Origin of the sequence: Vibrio sp. PID17_43 (assembly GCF_002608565.1) — a bacterium.
GTDB lineage: Bacteria > Pseudomonadota > Gammaproteobacteria > Enterobacterales > Vibrionaceae > Vibrio.
The window spans coordinates 33397-50160 of the sequence record NZ_LIXM01000028.1 but is presented as its reverse complement, the minus strand read 5'-3'; the positions used below and the strand labels follow the sequence as shown (position 1 = coordinate 50160).

Annotated in this window: 16 protein-coding genes; 4 read left to right on the top strand and 12 right to left on the bottom strand. The window is 45.1% G+C overall.

Annotated features, from left to right (window positions below; genetic code table 11):
* Window positions 1-519: 519 nt before the first annotated feature.
* The 7 genes from AK965_RS17635 to dusA all read right to left on the bottom strand — a co-directional run bounded on the left by AK965_RS17635 (window position 520) and on the right by dusA (window position 7519).
* Window positions 520-1299 carry a phosphoadenylyl-sulfate reductase gene (locus AK965_RS17635; protein WP_099080837.1) on the bottom strand — a complete coding sequence of 260 codons (780 nt, stop codon included), beginning with the start codon at window positions 1297-1299 and terminating at the stop codon, window positions 520-522.
* Window positions 1292-3028: an assimilatory sulfite reductase (NADPH) hemoprotein subunit gene (cysI, locus tag AK965_RS17630; protein WP_099080836.1), complete on the bottom strand. Its 1737-nt coding sequence runs from the start codon at window positions 3026-3028 to the stop codon at window positions 1292-1294. Before cysI ends, AK965_RS17635 begins: the two co-directional genes overlap by 8 nt.
* Window positions 3028-4902: an assimilatory sulfite reductase (NADPH) flavoprotein subunit gene (locus tag AK965_RS17625; protein ID WP_099080835.1), complete on the bottom strand. Its 1875-nt coding sequence runs from the start codon at window positions 4900-4902 to the stop codon at window positions 3028-3030. The genes cysI and AK965_RS17625 overlap by 1 nt, the downstream gene beginning before the upstream one ends.
* Window positions 4903-5018: 116 nt before the next feature.
* Window positions 5019-5249 carry a hypothetical protein gene (locus AK965_RS17620; RefSeq protein ID WP_099080834.1) on the bottom strand — a complete coding sequence of 77 codons (231 nt, stop codon included), beginning with the start codon at window positions 5247-5249 and terminating at the stop codon, window positions 5019-5021.
* 148 nt (window positions 5250-5397) lie between these two features.
* Window positions 5398-6060 carry a TIGR04219 family outer membrane beta-barrel protein gene (locus tag AK965_RS17615; RefSeq protein WP_099080833.1) on the bottom strand — a complete coding sequence of 221 codons (663 nt, stop codon included), beginning with the start codon at window positions 6058-6060 and terminating at the stop codon, window positions 5398-5400.
* A gap of 99 nt (window positions 6061-6159) precedes the next feature.
* Window positions 6160-6375, bottom strand: a complete 216-nt coding sequence (gene pspG / locus AK965_RS17610; protein WP_099080832.1) for an envelope stress response protein PspG — start codon at window positions 6373-6375, stop codon at window positions 6160-6162.
* A gap of 163 nt (window positions 6376-6538) precedes the next feature.
* Window positions 6539-7519, bottom strand: a complete 981-nt coding sequence (gene dusA / locus AK965_RS17605; RefSeq protein WP_099080840.1) for a tRNA dihydrouridine(20/20a) synthase DusA — start codon at window positions 7517-7519, stop codon at window positions 6539-6541.
* 392 nt (window positions 7520-7911) lie between these two features.
* Between dusA and zur the strand changes: the two genes are divergently transcribed.
* The gene (gene zur, locus AK965_RS17600; RefSeq protein ID WP_099080831.1) at window positions 7912-8358 is read left to right on the top strand and encodes a zinc uptake transcriptional repressor Zur; all 447 of its coding nucleotides are present in this window, start codon (window positions 7912-7914) and stop codon (window positions 8356-8358) included.
* 27 nt (window positions 8359-8385) lie between these two features.
* Entirely contained in the window at window positions 8386-8847 is a 462-nt protein-coding gene (locus AK965_RS17595) for a chemotaxis protein CheX (RefSeq protein ID WP_099080830.1), read from the top strand.
* 96 nt (window positions 8848-8943) lie between these two features.
* Here AK965_RS17595 and pgi read toward each other — a convergent pair whose 3' ends face one another.
* Entirely contained in the window at window positions 8944-10596 is a 1653-nt protein-coding gene (pgi, locus tag AK965_RS17590) for a glucose-6-phosphate isomerase (protein ID WP_099080829.1), read from the bottom strand.
* Between the two features lie 305 nt (window positions 10597-10901).
* Here pgi and AK965_RS17585 point away from each other — a divergent pair, with 305 nt between their 5' ends.
* Window positions 10902-11330, top strand: a complete 429-nt coding sequence (locus AK965_RS17585) for a secondary thiamine-phosphate synthase enzyme YjbQ (protein WP_099080828.1) — start codon at window positions 10902-10904, stop codon at window positions 11328-11330.
* Between the two features lie 41 nt (window positions 11331-11371).
* On the opposite strand, the gene AK965_RS17580 is transcribed toward AK965_RS17585, so the two are convergent.
* The 3 genes from AK965_RS17580 to AK965_RS17570 are packed head-to-tail and all read right to left on the bottom strand — an operon-like array spanning window position 11372 to window position 15062.
* Window positions 11372-12568, bottom strand: a complete 1197-nt coding sequence (locus tag AK965_RS17580) for a hypothetical protein (RefSeq protein ID WP_172438185.1) — start codon at window positions 12566-12568, stop codon at window positions 11372-11374.
* Between the two features lie 3 nt (window positions 12569-12571).
* Window positions 12572-13648 (bottom strand): alanine racemase, encoded by a 1077-nt coding sequence (gene alr, locus AK965_RS17575; protein WP_099080838.1) that lies wholly within the window; start codon window positions 13646-13648, stop codon window positions 12572-12574.
* 13 nt (window positions 13649-13661) lie between these two features.
* Window positions 13662-15062 (bottom strand): replicative DNA helicase, encoded by a 1401-nt coding sequence (locus AK965_RS17570; protein WP_099080827.1) that lies wholly within the window; start codon window positions 15060-15062, stop codon window positions 13662-13664.
* 349 nt (window positions 15063-15411) lie between these two features.
* Here AK965_RS17570 and AK965_RS17565 point away from each other — a divergent pair, with 349 nt between their 5' ends.
* Window positions 15412-16176: a YdiY family protein gene (locus AK965_RS17565; RefSeq protein WP_099080826.1), complete on the top strand. Its 765-nt coding sequence runs from the start codon at window positions 15412-15414 to the stop codon at window positions 16174-16176.
* Between the two features lie 131 nt (window positions 16177-16307).
* On the opposite strand, the gene rplI is transcribed toward AK965_RS17565, so the two are convergent.
* Window positions 16308-16760, bottom strand: coding sequence for a 50S ribosomal protein L9 (gene rplI / locus AK965_RS17560; RefSeq protein WP_099080825.1), 453 nt, complete (start codon window positions 16758-16760; stop codon window positions 16308-16310).
* Window positions 16761-16764: the final 4 nt, after the last annotated feature.

The window sequence follows — 16764 nt, the reverse complement described above, 5'->3', positions numbered from 1 at the left end:
TGTGCCAAGTCTTGCGACTTGATTGGTCACTCAGTTCATTGAAACCTAATTTGATACCAAGGTATCTAATTGGATTATCATCAACGAGTGCCCACACAGATTGATAGGTTCTTATTTTTAAAGAGCGATTCTTCTTTGTGACTTACATCACTTCGGAAGAGGCGGCCATTCTAGCGAGATAATCTTTTGTGTCAAACACTTTCTCAAATTATTTCGTTTTTCTTTCTGACCTTGCCGACCTTGCCCTGAGCCCTTGTGAGCCCTGCCCTGTCGACAAGGACGCATTATAGAGATCGTGCTCACATTGGCAAGCGTTATTTTGCAAAAATTGCAAAAACAATGGTTAAACACTGTGTTTTCGATCAAAGCCTTATTTATCCAACTTTACCCAAAGAACGTGAACAACTTATCCACAGAGTTATACTTTTGAGGCACATTTTCATACCTTATAAATAAAGAAAGCGGCTTTGCAGCTGCTTTCTTTATTTACCTGAAAGTCGGTTACAGCCAACTTTACGACTAGATGCCCGAACCATCTTGCTCAGAGCCATCATCTTCATGCAATCCACATTCACGCTTTAATCCGAAGAAGCGGGTTTCTTCTTCCGACATTCCGGGCTCCCACTTTATAGTCGTATGGGTATCACCTACAGAGAGATAGCCTTGGTCCCAAAGCGGATGATAACTTAAACCGTGCTCTTCTAAATAATAGTGCACATCTTTATTTGTCCAATCGATCACGGGCAAAAACTTGAAGACACCATTTTGTATTGACAAGATAGGTAACCCCGCTCGTGACTTGCTTTGTTCGCGGCGCAACCCTGAAAACCAAGTTCCTATATTTTGCTCACGTAGAGCTCGTCGCATTGGCTCGATTTTGTTTATCTTGTTGTACTTTTCAATTCCCTCTATACCTTGTTCCCAAAGTTTTCCGTAACGTGCTTCTTGCCAATTGGCACTTTCTTTAGCTTGGTACACTTTAAGGTTAAGATTCAGTTGCGCTTTCAACTGATCGATGAATTGATAAGTCTCTGCAAATAGATAACCGGTGTCCGTTAGGATGATGGGAATGTCCGGCTTTTGTTGTGTCACAAGATGGAGCATCACTGCGGCTTGGATACCGAAACTGGATGAGACAGCGAACTCCCCTTCCAAATTCTCCAATGCCCACTTTAGTCTCTCTTGTGCCGAAAGCTGTTCGAGATCGACATTGATTTGAGCAAGACGGAGAATTTGCTCCGTCTTCGTTAATGTCAGTAACTCTGCTAGCTCCGGTTTGGACGCTACAGAATCAAGCATGGAAGTCCCTCTTTGATATGAACACTTCTTGGATAATACCAACTCGAATCGTGAAGTCGCCAAATGCTTCGCCTTCCTCACGTTCAGCAGCCCAACGAGCCACCAGCTGATCAATCTCTTCTAAGATTTGCTTATCCGTAATATTCTCTTTGTACATCTTCGGCACTCGCGTTCCGCCACGGTTACCACCTAGGTGTAAGTTGTATCGACCTGGCGCTTTACCAACTAAGCCGATTTCTGCCAACATTGCTCGACCACAACCGTTTGGACACCCTGTTACACGAAGAATGATATTGTCTTCTTCAGGTAGACCATGCTTTTCGAGAATACCTTCTACATCGGTTACGAACTGAGGAAGGAAGCGCTCTGCTTCTGCCATTGCTAATGGACATGTTGGGAACGCCACACACGCCATCGAGTTTTTACGTTGTTCACTTACGCCGTCATCCATCAAGCCATGCTCACGAGCAATCTTCTCGATCTTCGCTTTTTGGCTTTTCGGTACACCTGCAACAATCAGGTTTTGGTTTGCTGTCATGCGGAAATCGCCTTTATGGATTTTGGCTATTTCAGCAACACCCGTCTTAAGTGGTTTCCCTGGGAAATCCAGCAGACGACCGTTTTCGATGAAGAGTGCTAGATGATACTTACCATCGATCCCTTCAACCCAACCGATACGGTCACCACGTTCCGTGAATTCGTACGGGCGGCTTTGCTCAAACTTAACCCCGGCACGTTTTTCTACTTCTGCTTTAAACACATCACTACCGACACGATCTAATGTGTATTTGGTTTTTGCATTCTTACGGTTAGAACGGTTACCCCAATCACGTTGAGTTGTTACTACAGCAGCAGCAACATCAAGTGTTTTCTCTAATGGGATAAAACCAAAGTCATCCGCTCTACGTGGATAAGTTGACGTATCGCCATGCGTCATCGCTAGACCACCACCAACGAGCACGTTAAAACCAACCAGCTTACCGTTATCTGCAATCGCTACGAAGTTAAGATCGTTAGCATGTACGTCTACGTCATTTTGCGGTGGGATAACCACTGTGGTTTTAAACTTACGTGGCAAGTAGTTCTTACCCAAAATAGGTTCGTCTTCTTCCGTGCTTTCTACTTTTTCACCGTCGAGCCAAATCTCTGCATAAGCGCGTGTCTTCGGTAATAGATGCTCACTGATCTTCTTCGCCCATTCGTACGCTTCTTGGTGTAGCTCCGACTCCACTGGGTTAGTGGTACACAAGACGTTACGGTTAACATCACCCGCGGTGGCAATCGAATCAATACCAATGCTGTTTAGCGTTTGGTGCATCAACTTGATATTTGGTTTTAGCACGCCATGGAACTGGAACGTTTGACGAGTAGTAAGACGAATACTTCCATATAAAGAGTGCTCAGTTGCAAACTTATCGATCGCTAGCCATTGCTTTGGTGTAATGATACCCCCCGGCATACGTGCACGAAGCATGACGTTGTGTAGTGGCTCCAGCTTTTGCTTAGCACGCTCATTTCGGATATCGCGATCATCTTGCTGGTACATTCCGTGGAAACGAATCAACTGGAAGTTGTCTGCAGTAAAGCCACCAGTAATGCGGTCTTGCAGATCTTGTTCAATCGTTCCACGTAGTAAATTACTTTCTCTTTTAAGGCGCTCGTTATCCGAGAGTGGACCAAGCACCTCACCTAATACTTCTTGGCTGTTTGATTGTTGATTCGCGCTCATTAGTACACATCCCTTTGGTAACGTTTCGCTTTACGTAGATCGTTGATAAATGCTTCTGCTTCTTCACGAGATAGCTTGCCTTGTTGCTCGGCTACAAATACCAGCGCATCGTGAACATCTTTTGCCATACGAGTAGCATCACCACACACATAGATGTAGGCACCATTCTGAATCCATTGCCAAACTTGTTCAGCGTTTTCTAGAATGCGATGTTGAACATAAACCTTCTCTGCTTGGTCACGGCTAAACGCGACATCAAGGCGGGTCAGCAAACCTGACTTGAGGTACTTTTGCCATTCAACTTGGTAAAGGAAATCTTGAGTAAAGGTACGGTCACCAAAGAACAACCAGTTCTTGCCTTGCGCGTCACGGTTATCACGCTCTTGAATAAAGCTGCGGAAAGGCGCAATACCTGTGCCTGGACCAACCATGATGATTGGTGTGTTGTCATCTTGTGGCAGTTTGAAGTTATTGTTGTGCTCAACAAACACTTTCACTTCACCGCCTTCTTCTAGACGTTGAGCGAGGAAACTCGATGCTCCGCCATAGCGCTTCTCATCACCTTTGTCGTATTCAACCAATCCGACAGTTAGATGAACTTCTTCGTCCACTTCCGTTTGACTCGAAGCGATAGAATACAGACGAGGTGTCAATCGACGAAGTAAACCAACCAATTCTTCTGCGCTTAGATTGGTCTTCTTTTCTGCAAGGACATCTACGACTTGAGTATTTGCTGCGTACTCACGAAGTTTGTCTTTATCTTCCACTAGCTTTTGTAGTTTCTTACTACCAGAAAGCTCTGCAAACTTCGTGACGAGTTGAGGATTAGAAGCGGTGATCTCATATTTGCTAACTAAAGCGCTGTGAATAGATAAACTCTCACCATCAACTTCGACACTCTCGACACCGGATAAGCCTGCTTTTGCAAGGATAGCATTCGCCAACTCTGAACTGTTATCAAACCAAACTCCGAGCGCATCACCGGCTTGGTAAGTTAGTCCAGACTCTTCAAGGTCAATTTCGACATGGCGAACATCTTTACCTGAATCTCGGCCAGTGATCTTTTGGCTTGTCAGCAGTGATGCAGTGTATGGGTTTTGCTTATTATAAGACGAGTGGCCTGATGCTGCCTGCCCGACTGGCAACTGAACCACTTCCGCTTCATTACCTGAACAAAGCGCTTCTTTCACTTGTTCAAGGGCTTGTTTGCGCCATTCCGCGGCTGGCGCATCGTAATCCACATCACAGTCAATGCGATCGATGAAGGCAGTTGCACCAAGCTTAGACAAGTAAGTATCGAAGTCTTTACCCGTTTGGCAGAAGAACTCATAGCTTGAATCGCCAAGCGCAATGACTGCGTATTGCAGGTTTGGTAACTTAGGTGCTTTCTTAGATTGAAGGAATTCATGCAGTTCAATGGCATTATCTGGCGCTTCGCCTTCACCATTGGTCGAGGCCACGACAATAACGTGTGTCTCTTTAGCGAGATTTTTACCTTTGTAGTCACAGGCATCAAAGAGCTCTACAGCAATGCCTTCGGCTTTCGCTTCTTGCTCTAGTGCTTCAGCAACACCTTTTGCATTACCCGTTTGAGAAGCAAAGATGATGCTCAACTTACCTGCCGGTTGTACAGCGACAGCCGCCGCTGCGTGTGCGATTGGTATCGCGACTGCAGTACTTGGTTGATTTTGTGCGAGACCCCAGAAATAACCACTGACCCAAGCAAGTTGCTGTGAAGACAACTCAGAGACAGTTTGCTGGAGTGAACCAAATTGTTGATCATTAAGAGGGCTTGCGATTGGCGAGCTTCCACCTTGCCCATTTTTTCCTTCCGACTCATTCTTGTTAGAAGATTCATTCTTTTGAAAAGACATTGTCACGACATCCCTATTCATTGCGTGACTATAGATTAACCACTCTCTTTAATAACAAGAAAGAATAGAAGTGAATGCTTTATAACTTTTTGGAAGTAAGCCCCTCTGCGTTACACTCAACGATCTTCGATGCGTACCTGTTGAAAGCCCACTGCCATTGCCGACTTGGATGCCGTATCGAGATCATCATACAGACACTCCTCACCATGGGTATCAGTGAGAAAAACAAATCCGCCTTGTGCGTGACGAAATTCCACGACCCAACCACCTTCTTGCATTGCAGGCTCGATGATGGCCTCTACAAGCTGTTTTTCACGAAATAGATGTCTTAGTTCATTTATAGTCATCGTAAGCCTCAGCTCCTAGCGTTTAACACTAGATAAGCATGGCCCAACTCTGCGAAGTTAGGCGAGTATTTCGAATAAGTATAATGAAGTGATATAAAAAAAACGCCGCTTATAAGGCGACGTTTTAAAAGAAGTATCTTGAGCTAACTTAAAATGAGAATTCTACACTCGCGAAAAAGCCATTGGCAAAGATAAACTCTTTACCTAAATCTGATAAAAACTCTTCTGACTCTAGGTCAATTACACGGTAACCACCACGCAAAGCCAATTGAGACTCTTGGAAAGGAATACGGTACTGTATGCCTGCCATTAAGTCCGTGCTCTTAATGCCTTTGTTATCACCAAAGTTCATTTCACCAATCACATCAAAATTGGTGTTTGGCACCGTGATTTCGGCGTAGCCGTACCAAGCCCAAATCAGTTCATCGAACTCTTCCGTACGAACGTTAGTCCCTGCATCAGTGTATTTAGTATCACTTAAGTTGCTAAACGTTAGGCCCGCATCAAAGTGCAACAAATCATGCTCAAGAATTTGGTAGTAAAGAGTGAGGTCAAGCTTATCAAAGCCCATAAAATCTGCATCAATGCTGGAATAACGAAGACGAGCATTGGGCACGTATTTTACGTCATGCTCTACCGCTGCGTAGAAAGACCCTGTTGTATTGCTATCTCTTCTTACTTCATTAACTTTGGTATCCGCAACCCAAACTTCTGCACCGACTTTCGTCGTCAAAGAAGACTCTTGTGCAAAAAGAGGGAAAGACGCGGCCAACGATAGTGTCGCTAAAGCGAGGGTCGCTTTATTTGTCATGTAATTTTTACTCCGAGATAGCTGATTTCAACATTAAGGGCATGTAAGAAATACTACCATACTCTCACAGCCCTCTATCAACTAAATCTCGACAATCCGTTACTTATAACGCGGTTGGGCAACAACACTTTTAAAGAACCATATACCTAGAGCAATGACTATCAACCAAGGTAACAGTTTCAATACAGCACCAACCATGCCAAGTAGGAACATCACCACCAATGCGATACCTGTTGCGGCGAATACCGTCATCATTGTGATACCTGTTACCAACAATGTCGCGGCGAACACTAAAATAAAGATAAGCTCCAACATAATCACTTCTCCTTTGTTTTAGTGTTATTACAGCAGGTTCTATACCAACTTTTTCAAATGAAACTAAATTAATGATCTAAAAGAAAAAATAAAGCCAGAGGCACTTCTGCACTCTGGCTTACATATTCATCACTTGGCAATTCTAACCAACCACTGGTGAATTTTACACATTCAGTTCTTTCGGAATTTTCGCTAGTGCATCTTGCAGTACTTCTAGACCAGAGCCTGGCTTATGCGCGTTTTCACTGATGTGGCGACGCCATTGACGTGCACCCGGCATGTTTTGAAACAAGCCCAACATATGACGAGTAATGTGCCCGATGTAAGCACCTTTTGCCAATTGCGCTTCAATGTAAGGATACATCTCTTCGACAATTTCACTGCGTTTCTTCACTGGCGCATTCGAGCCAAACAGCTCTTGGTCTACTGATGCAAGCAGATAAGGGCTTTGATACGCCTCACGACCGATCATCACACCGTCTAAATGTTGTAGATGTTCTTTTGCTTCTTCTAATGACTTCACACCGCCATTCACAGCGATAGTGAGATGAGAGAAGTCTTTCTTCAACTGGTAAGCGCGCGGGTAATCCAATGGTGGTATTTCACGGTTTTCTTTCGGGCTCAAGCCACTCAGCCACGCTTTACGCGCGTGAATAGTGAATTGCTCACAGCCGCCTTTTTCAGACACAATCGATACAAAGTCAGTGAGGAACTCATAAGAGTCTTGGTCGTCGATACCAATACGTGTTTTTACCGTCACTGGAACATCAACCACGTCCTTCATCGCTGCTACACAGTCAGCCACCAATTGGGGCTCTGCCATCAGACACGCACCAAAGCGACCGTTTTGAACTCGGTCAGACGGACAACCCACATTTAGGTTGATCTCATCATAGCCGCGTTCTTGAGCTAGCTTGGCACACTTCGCCAAATCTTCAGGGTTTGAGCCACCCAATTGAAGCGCTAACGGATGCTCTTCTTCGTTGTAAGCAAGGAAATCCCCTTTTCCATGAATGATCGCGCCTGTGGTTACCATTTCGGTATACAGCAGGGTTTCTTTGGTCATTAAGCGATGGAAGTAGCGACAATGACGATCGGTCCAATCCAACATTGGTGCTACAGAGAGCCTGCAAGAATGAGTCATGATATAAACACCCGTTTTTACGTTGCCAAGTAAGAGCGCATTGTGCACTCAAAAAATTAAGTCGGGTATTGTATACCCAAGTACCCTCTAGGTGCTAGTTTCAGCAAGAACGACTGAGTTTTCAGATATGGCGACGAGTAAGGTTCGAGTAGTTCTACACCAAAATCATCACAAACTACGCTAGCCAAGGCAACGCCCCTGTGGGAGCGCCATGAATCCGCTTATGGCTGCCTGATTTCTGCACTGGTCTCTCGTTCTCTGATATCCACAGCGCATCCCTCCCTCGCGGACTTGCTTTATTTCATGATTTTCGTTCTGATTATGGGTAAAATAAAGCGCTTCTGCACAAAGTGCATATTGAAGTGCTTTATCATCAAGCACGTCCGATAGTTATGGTGAAAGATTTGGACTCAAAAATCATTGAACAAATTGAGCGTACATGCGTGGAACGTGGCGTTAGGCTGACTCCACAACGCAGACGCGTTTTTGAACTGATTTGTTCTCACCGCCGCGCTTCGAGTGCGTATGAGCTATTGGAGCAACTTAAAAAGAGTGAACCTCAGGCGAAGCCACCAACCGTTTATCGAGCGTTAGATTTTCTTTTAGAGCAAGGTTTTATCCATCGAGTCGAGTCAACAAACAGCTTTATCACTTGCTGCTCTTTCAACACTCAACAACATTTTTTTCAACTGTTAATTTGCGATAAATGTGGTGATGTCGTTGAACTTGAAGACGAGACGCTGATATCCTTGTTAGCCAATAACGCCGAGAAACACGGATTCAAGTTAACAAATCAAGTTATTGAAACCCACGGTGAATGCCAGGCATGTTCCTCGTAGACAAAAAAAGATAGATAGAAGAACGTTATGCGCGCTGAATTTGTAAACCCGTTTTTAGCTTCTTTAATGAATGTTCTAAAAACTATGGCCTCTCTAGAACTGAAGCCACAAAAACCGCGAATCAAGAAAGATGAGATCGCACGAGGGGACGTTTCTGGCCTTATCGGTATGGTTGGTCCACAAACACGTGGCTCAATGTCAATTACCTTTGATGAAGCATTAGCACTAGAAATCATGCAAAACATGCTTGGCGAACGTCCAAATGGCGTGAACGAAGAAGTGACCGACATGGTTGGTGAGATCACCAACATGGTGACTGGTGGTGCAAAGCGTATTCTTGCTGAAAGTGGCTTCGATTTTGATATGGCAACACCGATTGTTGTATCAGGCAAAGGTCATACTATTCGCCACAAATGTGAAGGCTCCATCATCATCATGCCTTTCTCTTCACAGTGGGGAAATGCCTTCATCGAGATTTGTTTCGAATAAAAGAAAAACAGGTTGGTCAGTGCCAACCTATTTTATTTCTGCCTCAGGTAATAAAAAAGGTCAGCGTTTGCTGACCTTTGTTTTTCTATTCAAACATTAAGCTTTGAACGCTTTAAACGCGTTGATCAGACCATTTGTAGAGCTGTCGTGTGAGCTGATTTCTGATTCATCTGCTAGCTCAGGTAGGATTTGGTTCGCTAGTTGTTTTCCTAGCTCAACACCCCATTGGTCGAAGCTGAAGATATTCCAGATAACGCCTTGAACGAAGATTTTGTGCTCGTACATTGCGATCAGGTTGCCTAGCGTGCGAGGTGTGATTTGCTTAACTAGGATAGAGTTCGTTGGGCGGTTACCTTCAAATACTTTGAATGGTACTAGAGATGCCATCTCTTCTTCGCTCTTACCTGCCTGCGCAAATTCTGCTTTCACTGTTTCTGCAGACTTACCAAATGCCAATGCTTCTGTTTGTGCAAAGAAGTTAGACATCAGTTTTTGGTGGTGGTCGCTCGCTGGATTGTGGCTGATTGCTGGTGCAATGAAGTCACATGGGATCAACTTTGTGCCTTGGTGGATCAACTGGTAGAACGCATGCTGACCATTTGTGCCAGGTTCACCCCAAATGATAGGACCTGTTTGATAAGTTACTGCGTTACCTTCACGGTCAACGTACTTACCGTTAGATTCCATGTTACCTTGCTGGAAGTACGCAGCGAAACGGTGCATGTACTGGTCGTAAGGTAGAATTGCTTCTGACTCAGCACCGTGGAAGTTGTTGTACCAAATACCGATTAGAGCAAGAATCACTGGAATGTTGCTTTCTAAGCCTGTCGACACGAAGTGGTTATCCATCTCATGGGCGCCATCTAGAAGCTCAATAAAGTTTTCGTAGCCAACGGCTAGTGCAATTGAAAGACCGATTGCTGACCAGAGAGAGTAACGACCGCCAACCCAGTCCCAGAACTCAAACATGTTGTCCGTGTCGATACCGAACTCAGATACCGCTGGAGCGTTAGTCGATAGCGCAGCGAAGTGCTTAGCAACGTGTGCTTGATCGCCAGCAGTTGCTAGGAACCAATCACGTGCAGAGTGCGCGTTGGTCATGGTTTCTTGAGTTGTGAACGTCTTAGACGCGATCAAAAATAGCGTTGTCTCTGGATCGACTTTCTTCAGAGTCTCAACAATATGAGTACCATCAACGTTAGAAACGAAGTGTAGGTTTAGGTGATTTTTGTATGGTGCCAGTGCTTCCGTCACCATGTAAGGACCAAGGTCAGAGCCGCCGATGCCGATATTGACGATATCTGTGATTGCTTTACCTGTGTAACCTTTCCACTCACCGCCGATGACACGCTCAGTGAATGATTTAATCTTCTCAAGAACCGCGTTTACCGCTGGCATTACGTCTTCGCCGTCAACCATTACAGGCTTGTTCGAACGATTACGTAGTGCGGTGTGAAGAACAGCGCGTTCTTCTGTTTTGTTGATTGCTTCACCACTGAACATCGCTTCAATCGCTGACTTAAGCTCAGTTTCGTTCGCAAGTGCGAATAGATGCTGCAGAGTTTCTTCGTTGACTAGGTTCTTTGAGTAATCGACTAGAATATCTGAGCCGAAACGTGCAGAGAATTTGTCAAAACGAGCCGCGTCTTGAGCAAATAGCTCTTTCATATCCATATCTTGTGCAGATTCGAAATGCGCTGTTAGCGCTTGCCAAGCTTGAGTTTGCGTTGGATTGATATTTTTCAACATGGTCTTTATCCCGATGTTACAGTAGGTTCTATTCCTGACAGTCTAGAGAAAACTGTGGAATCCCCGATTTAGCAAAATGTATATAAATTAGATGTTTGGGCAAATTGCCACAAAACAAGTCTTGTAATTTTTTTTCAGGCATCAATTATGACGGAGAGCTTTTACTCTCACATTGAGTTAGGTCACGTTCCCTGTTTCGAATTTAAACAATTCATTTATGATGCTAAGAATCATACCATTAACTAATTGTTGACTCTAATTGGATTAGGATAGACACCAATTCACATTCTTCCAAAGGAACGCATATGTGGGCACAAAGAACACTGCAACTGAAAGCACGATGTCGTGGTTTTCACCTCATCACTGATGAAATTGAACAACAATTACCAGAAATTCAATCGCTTTCAGTCGGTTTGTTACATCTATTTATTCAGCACACCTCGGCCAGTTTGACCTTAAACGAAAACGCCGATCCAACCGTACGAATGGATATGGAAGCCCACTTCAACAAGTTTGTTCCTGAGCGAGCACCCTACTACCAACATACCTACGAAGGCGATGATGATATGCCTGCTCACATAAAAGCATCATTACTTGGCAACAGTGTGACGATTCCTATCCAAAACGGTCGATTAGCATTAGGCACATGGCAGGGTATTTACTTGGGGGAGCACCGATATTCTGGGGGTAAGCGCTGCATTATCGCGACCATCAATGGTGAAGAGTTCAGATAAAAAAATGCTAACCACGGGGTTAGCCTTTGTTTTATCTCAATTTAGAAAGGTTGGTTGATCATCACTCGGAAAGTGCCTTCGTCTGCGCCTTTTGCCATTTCAGCACGAACCACAATCCCTTCTACTTGGAAGCGTACCGCCCCACCGACGCTCCACTTCATCTCTTCATGCAGTGTTTTTAGATCATAGTCATCTGCGACTCGTCCAACTTCAAAAAACGCTACCCATTGCCACCAAGGCAGATCGTAATAGTTGAGCAGGGGAATATCATCTAGCGGCTGCCAATCCGGTAATACGCGGTATTCAGCAGAATAGTGAATTGCACTGCGGCCGTGATATCGACCTGCGGTGTAACCACGTAGTCGATACAAACCTCCTAAGCGGACTTGATCTTGTTCCGGTGGCCGACTGCACACGCCACCATCACACTGATTCCATGTTGGTGTATCTGCAGTATAAAAATCCAATGCCAACACTTGCTGATCGAACCAATCACCAAGAGAACCAAAGGAGTAATAATGACTTTTTTGGAACTCCCACTTTAGCCATAAATCTTCTGACCGCCAACTATTCGCTCCGGTAGTAAGGTCTAAAGAAGTGTGCGAACCACGAGTTGTGTTGCGCACGCTATCGCGGTTATCCCAATCAAACGTCAGAATAAACCCGCTCGCTTCTTCATTATTTCTACTATAAATATCTAACTCTCGGGAAGAGTAGAAAGGTGTGAATACCAATGAGCTCACACCTGACTCGACTGGTGAAGCAAAGCTGACATCACGAACGGGTTGAAACGCACCAAGTAATCCGTACTCACGCACGTTCCCCCATGGTAAGAGGTATTTGAACTCCAACTTATAGTTCTGCTCTTCCCCATTAGCAATGGTTTTGTTTTGTGTTGATGAATTATTATTACCCTGACTTCCCAAGTAATAGGGATTGTCATTAAAACGGGTTCGGTACATCTGTGTGCTGAACAACCAATGAGAAGAAAGAGCGTAATTAAATGCCGATAAAAAACCGACGTAGCTGTCTTTCTCCGAATATAGCCCCATACCAAACAGCGCCGCTTGTGGTTGACCCACTCCTTTTGCAACACCTGCCACGCCTATCGTACTTCCGAGCGTCTCGGTAGTGAAATAGAATGGAACAAATGCGGAATCTTTCTCTTTCGCGAACGACTGAGACGATAAAAAAAGGCTGGCAGAAAAAGCCAGCACTGAGAGTAGTCTTTTCTTCATTGGTTACTTAGCGTATTCCATTTCGACGCGAGAAGTCAGTTTCGTCACTAGCTCATAAGCAATCGTGCCAATGTGACTCGCGACCTCTTCTACTGGTAACGCTTTACCCCAAAGAATGGCCTCGTCACCAACTTTATCCGTAGCATCTGCGCCTAAATCAACCGTCAACATGTCCATTGAAACACGACCAGCGATCGGCACTTTACGCCCATTCACCAAAACAGGAGTGCCATTTGGCGCACTTCTTGGGTAACCGTCACCATAACCAACCGCTATCACGCCGATTTTAGTATTACATTCACAGACCCATGTGCCCCCGTACCCCACACTTTCACCTTTTTTCACTTCACGTACAGCTATCAGATGAGACTTCAATGTCATCACCGGCTGGTAACCAAGATCTTGTGCGGTCTTATCACTAAAGGGGGAGACACCATACATAATGATCCCCGGACGAACCCAATCGAGTTGGCTTTGTGGCCAAGCCAGTAAGCCGGCTGAAGCCGCGAGTGAACGTTCCCCCTGACAACCTGCGGTCAAAGACATAAACAACGCTATTTGCTCAGGGGTGGTATGGCTATCAAGTTCATCAGCACAACCAAAGTGACTCATATAACGAAGCGGCTTAGCTACATTCTGACACGCATTTAGGCGAGTGATAAACTCTTCATATTGTTCTGGACGAACCCCTAAGCGATGCATGCCGCTATCGATTTTTAGCCAAACCACAACCGGCGTTTCTAATTCCGCTTGTTCAAGAGCGATCAACTGCTCTTCACAATGCACCACCGTTTGGATGTTATTGGTGACCAAAACCGCCAAATCACCTGCTGAGTAGAACCCTTCGAGCAATAATATCGGCTTCACCACACCGCAGGCGCGTAATTGTAACGCTTCTTCAATTCGTGCAACTCCGAATGCATCGGCATGAGTCGCATGCTTCGCGACGTGACGCAAGCCGTGGCCGTAACCATTGGCTTTTACCACCGCCATCACTTTACTTTCTGGCGCTTGCTGTTTTACTCGTTGAAGGTTGTGTTGTAGTGCAGACAAGTCAATACATGCCATTGCGGCTTTCATGTAGCTCATTGTATTACTCATCATCAATATCAAATGCAGGACCCGCGTAATTGTCAAAGCGCGAGTGTTGACCTTGAAAGGTCAAACGTACAGAACCAATTGGACCGTTACGCTGTTTACCTAGAATGATTTCTGCCGTCCCTTTATAAGGGCTATCCGGATGATAAACCTCGTCACGATAGATGAACATGATCAAGTCGGCATCTTGCTCGATAGAGCCCGATTCACGCAAGTCGGAGTTAACTGGGCGCTTATCCGCACGTTGCTCTAAGGAACGGTTAAGCTGCGACAGGGCAACAACAGGCACATTTAGCTCTTTCGCCAACGCTTTCAACGAGCGAGAGATTTCTGCAATCTCAAGCGTACGGTTGTCCGATAATGCAGGAACACGCATAAGCTGAAGGTAGTCGACCATGATCATGGATAGGCCACCATGTTCACGCGCGACACGACGAGCACGAGAACGGACTTCCGTTGGAGTCAGACCTGAGCTATCGTCGATGTACATGTTCTTCTTTTGCATCAAGATGCCCATGGTAGAAGAAATACGCGCCCAATCTTCGTCATCTAATTGACCCGTACGGATTTTAGTCTGGTCGACACGAGAAAGAGACGCAAGCATACGCATCATCAACTGTTCTGCTGGCATCTCAAGCGAGAAGATCAGCACTGGCTTCTCTTGTTGCATCGCGGCGTTTTCACATAAGTTCATCGCAAAGGTAGTTTTACCCATCGATGGACGCGCAGCCACAATCACCAAATCCGAGCCTTGCAGACCCGCCGTTTTCTTATTGAGATCGGTAAAACCAGTATCCACCCCAGTCACACCGTCTTGCGGCGTTTTGTACAACAGCTCAATACGCTCGAGTGTTTTCTCCAGAATGTTGTCCACATTCTGCGGTCCTTCATTTTCACTGGTGCGCGATTCTGCGATGGCAAAAACTTTACTTTCCGCTAGATCAATCAAATCTTCAGAGCTGCGACCTTGCGGATCATAACCTGCATCCGCGATCTCATTTGCCACGCCGATCAGGCCGCGAACAATGGCGCGTTCCGCAACGATATCAGCATAAGCGTTAATGTTCGCCGCACTAGGCGTATTTTTAGCAAGGTCGGCAAGGTAAGCAAAACCACCGACATCCTCTAATGATTCGTGACGCTCCAAATGCTCAGATAACGTGATTAAATCAAGAGGCTTGCCCGCTTCAAGAATGGTTTTGACACCATCAAAGATAAGACGATGTGGACGACTATAGAAATCACTGCTAACAACACGTTCGGCAACGGTGTCCCAACGTTCATTATCCAATAAGAGCCCACCAATCACTGATTGTTCCGCTTCCAATGAGTGAGGGGGCACCTTCAGTGCGTCTACCTGACTGTCCAAAGGTTTGCGATTTCTGTTTTCCGCCATGACTTTGCTCGATAACTACTATTGACCCGAGATTATAACCTTAAACCTAACTAATATGCTTCCCCGATACGACAATTACTTGTTAAGAGTGGAACAGGAGAAATACGTCTCTTGATGTTAAGCCAATGGCCTCTTTCGGTGAGTTAACACTCCCTAGTAACGTTAACCATCGAGCAAGCATCTATCATTATTGCAAAGAGTCTATATTGTGATTGGTTTCGCCCATATCAGTCATGGATATCACGATGGTAACTAAGCCTGAGTCTAATATAATTTAACGTACCATTGACCAAATAAAATATCTGTATCAGTATCATGCCCCACCATTTTCATTGCATTCGAGGTAGTTGTGTCACGATACTGGTTACTTGGCATTAGCTTGCTTTGTATGGGCGCATCGCATGCTGAAGAGTCAGTACAGCCAGAGCAAACCATTGAAGTGACCGTTCCTCTAGAAACTGAGGTCGAATTCGGCTATCAGGCTCACACAGGTAACACGGACTCTCGTTCCCTAAATGCTCGCCTAAGCGCTGAATACACTTCCGGTCGTCACCGTTCAATGGGTGAATGGAAGTATTACAACCTGTATAAAAACGGCGAGGAAGATAAACGATCTTCCACTTACACCGCACAGAGCGACTACAAGTTGGGGACAAAAACTTACTTGTATGGCAGTTTTAAAGGGGTAGATTCACGCTACAGTGCTTACTTTAAAGATTACACGCTTTCTGGCGGTCTGGGTTATCAGTTTGCTTACACTGAAGATTTCACTTTGGAGGTCGAAATCGGACCGGGCTTTCGCTATCAAGAACCGAACCTTGATGAAATTGACGACGATGATATTGTCTTTTCAGATATCGTCCAAGAGGCGATATTTCGTGGCAACATCAACACGACTTGGCATGCACTCGATAACTTGAGTTTTGGCGTTGACGTCACAATGGTGAGCGGTAAAAGCAACACGCGTATAGATAGCGATATTAGTATCATCAATAACATCACCGAAGATATAGCATTAAAGCTAGAGCAATCTCGTCAGTACCACGATAGGGTGCCAGAAGGGCTGAGCAAAGCAGATAGTGTGTTCTCGGTAAACCTACTATTTATCTTCTAATACCAATGCCGCAAATTATGTAGCCAGTATTAGATAATTTCTGGTCTTCCCCACCTTCCGCTTTTCATTGAAAATTAGACATAAAAAAAGCACCTCTAGAGAGGTGCTTTAAATTCGTCTTGATACTGATATTAGTCAGCAGCAACAACCTGTACTTTCGCAGTAGCGAACACTTCTGAGTGAAGTTGAACGCTGATCTCGAATTCACCAGTGTTACGTAGAGCGCCTTCAGGAAGACGAACTTCGCTCTTAGCAACTTCAACGCCTGCCGCTGTGATAGCGTCAGCGATGTCACGAGTACCGATAGAACCGAATAGTTTGCCTTCGTCACCAGCTTTAGATGCGATAACAACAGCTTCTAGAGCGTTAACTTTCTCAGCACGTGCTTCAGCAGCTACTAGTTGCTCAGCAACTTTAGCTTCTAGTTCAGCGCGACGAGCTTCGAACATTTCAACGTTAGCTTTAGTAGCCATAACTGCTTTACCTTGAGGGATAAGGAAGTTACGTGCGTAGCCAGATTTAACGTTTACTGTATCGCCAAGACCACCTAGGTTACCGATTTTATCAAGTAGAATAACTTGCATTGTT

Excerpts from the sequence above, each read along its gene's own strand:
- zur (WP_099080831.1), top strand. The coding sequence starts at position 7,912 with ATGGTGAAAGATTTGGACTCAAAAATCATTGAACAAATTGAGCGTACA.
- AK965_RS17595 (WP_099080830.1), top strand. The coding sequence starts at position 8,386 with ATGCGCGCTGAATTTGTAAACCCGTTTTTAGCTTCTTTAATGAATGTT.
- AK965_RS17625 (WP_099080835.1), bottom strand. The coding sequence starts at position 4,902 with ATGTCTTTTCAAAAGAATGAATCTTCTAACAAGAATGAGTCGGAAGGA.
- AK965_RS17570 (WP_099080827.1), bottom strand. The coding sequence starts at position 15,062 with ATGGCGGAAAACAGAAATCGCAAACCTTTGGACAGTCAGGTAGACGCA.
- AK965_RS17635 (WP_099080837.1), bottom strand. The coding sequence starts at position 1,299 with ATGCTTGATTCTGTAGCGTCCAAACCGGAGCTAGCAGAGTTACTGACA.
- rplI (WP_099080825.1), bottom strand. The coding sequence starts at position 16,760 with ATGCAAGTTATTCTACTTGATAAAATCGGTAACCTAGGTGGTCTTGGC.
- pgi (WP_099080829.1), bottom strand. The coding sequence starts at position 10,596 with ATGTTGAAAAATATCAATCCAACGCAAACTCAAGCTTGGCAAGCGCTA.
- AK965_RS17620 (WP_099080834.1), bottom strand. The coding sequence starts at position 5,249 with ATGACTATAAATGAACTAAGACATCTATTTCGTGAAAAACAGCTTGTA.
- AK965_RS17580 (WP_172438185.1), bottom strand. The coding sequence starts at position 12,568 with ATGAAGAAAAGACTACTCTCAGTGCTGGCTTTTTCTGCCAGCCTTTTT.
- cysI (WP_099080836.1), bottom strand. The coding sequence starts at position 3,028 with ATGAGCGCGAATCAACAATCAAACAGCCAAGAAGTATTAGGTGAGGTG.
- dusA (WP_099080840.1), bottom strand. The coding sequence starts at position 7,519 with ATGACTCATTCTTGCAGGCTCTCTGTAGCACCAATGTTGGATTGGACC.
- pspG (WP_099080832.1), bottom strand. The coding sequence starts at position 6,375 with ATGTTGGAGCTTATCTTTATTTTAGTGTTCGCCGCGACATTGTTGGTA.
- AK965_RS17585 (WP_099080828.1), top strand. The coding sequence starts at position 10,902 with ATGTGGGCACAAAGAACACTGCAACTGAAAGCACGATGTCGTGGTTTT.
- alr (WP_099080838.1), bottom strand. The coding sequence starts at position 13,648 with ATGAAAGCCGCAATGGCATGTATTGACTTGTCTGCACTACAACACAAC.
- AK965_RS17615 (WP_099080833.1), bottom strand. The coding sequence starts at position 6,060 with ATGACAAATAAAGCGACCCTCGCTTTAGCGACACTATCGTTGGCCGCG.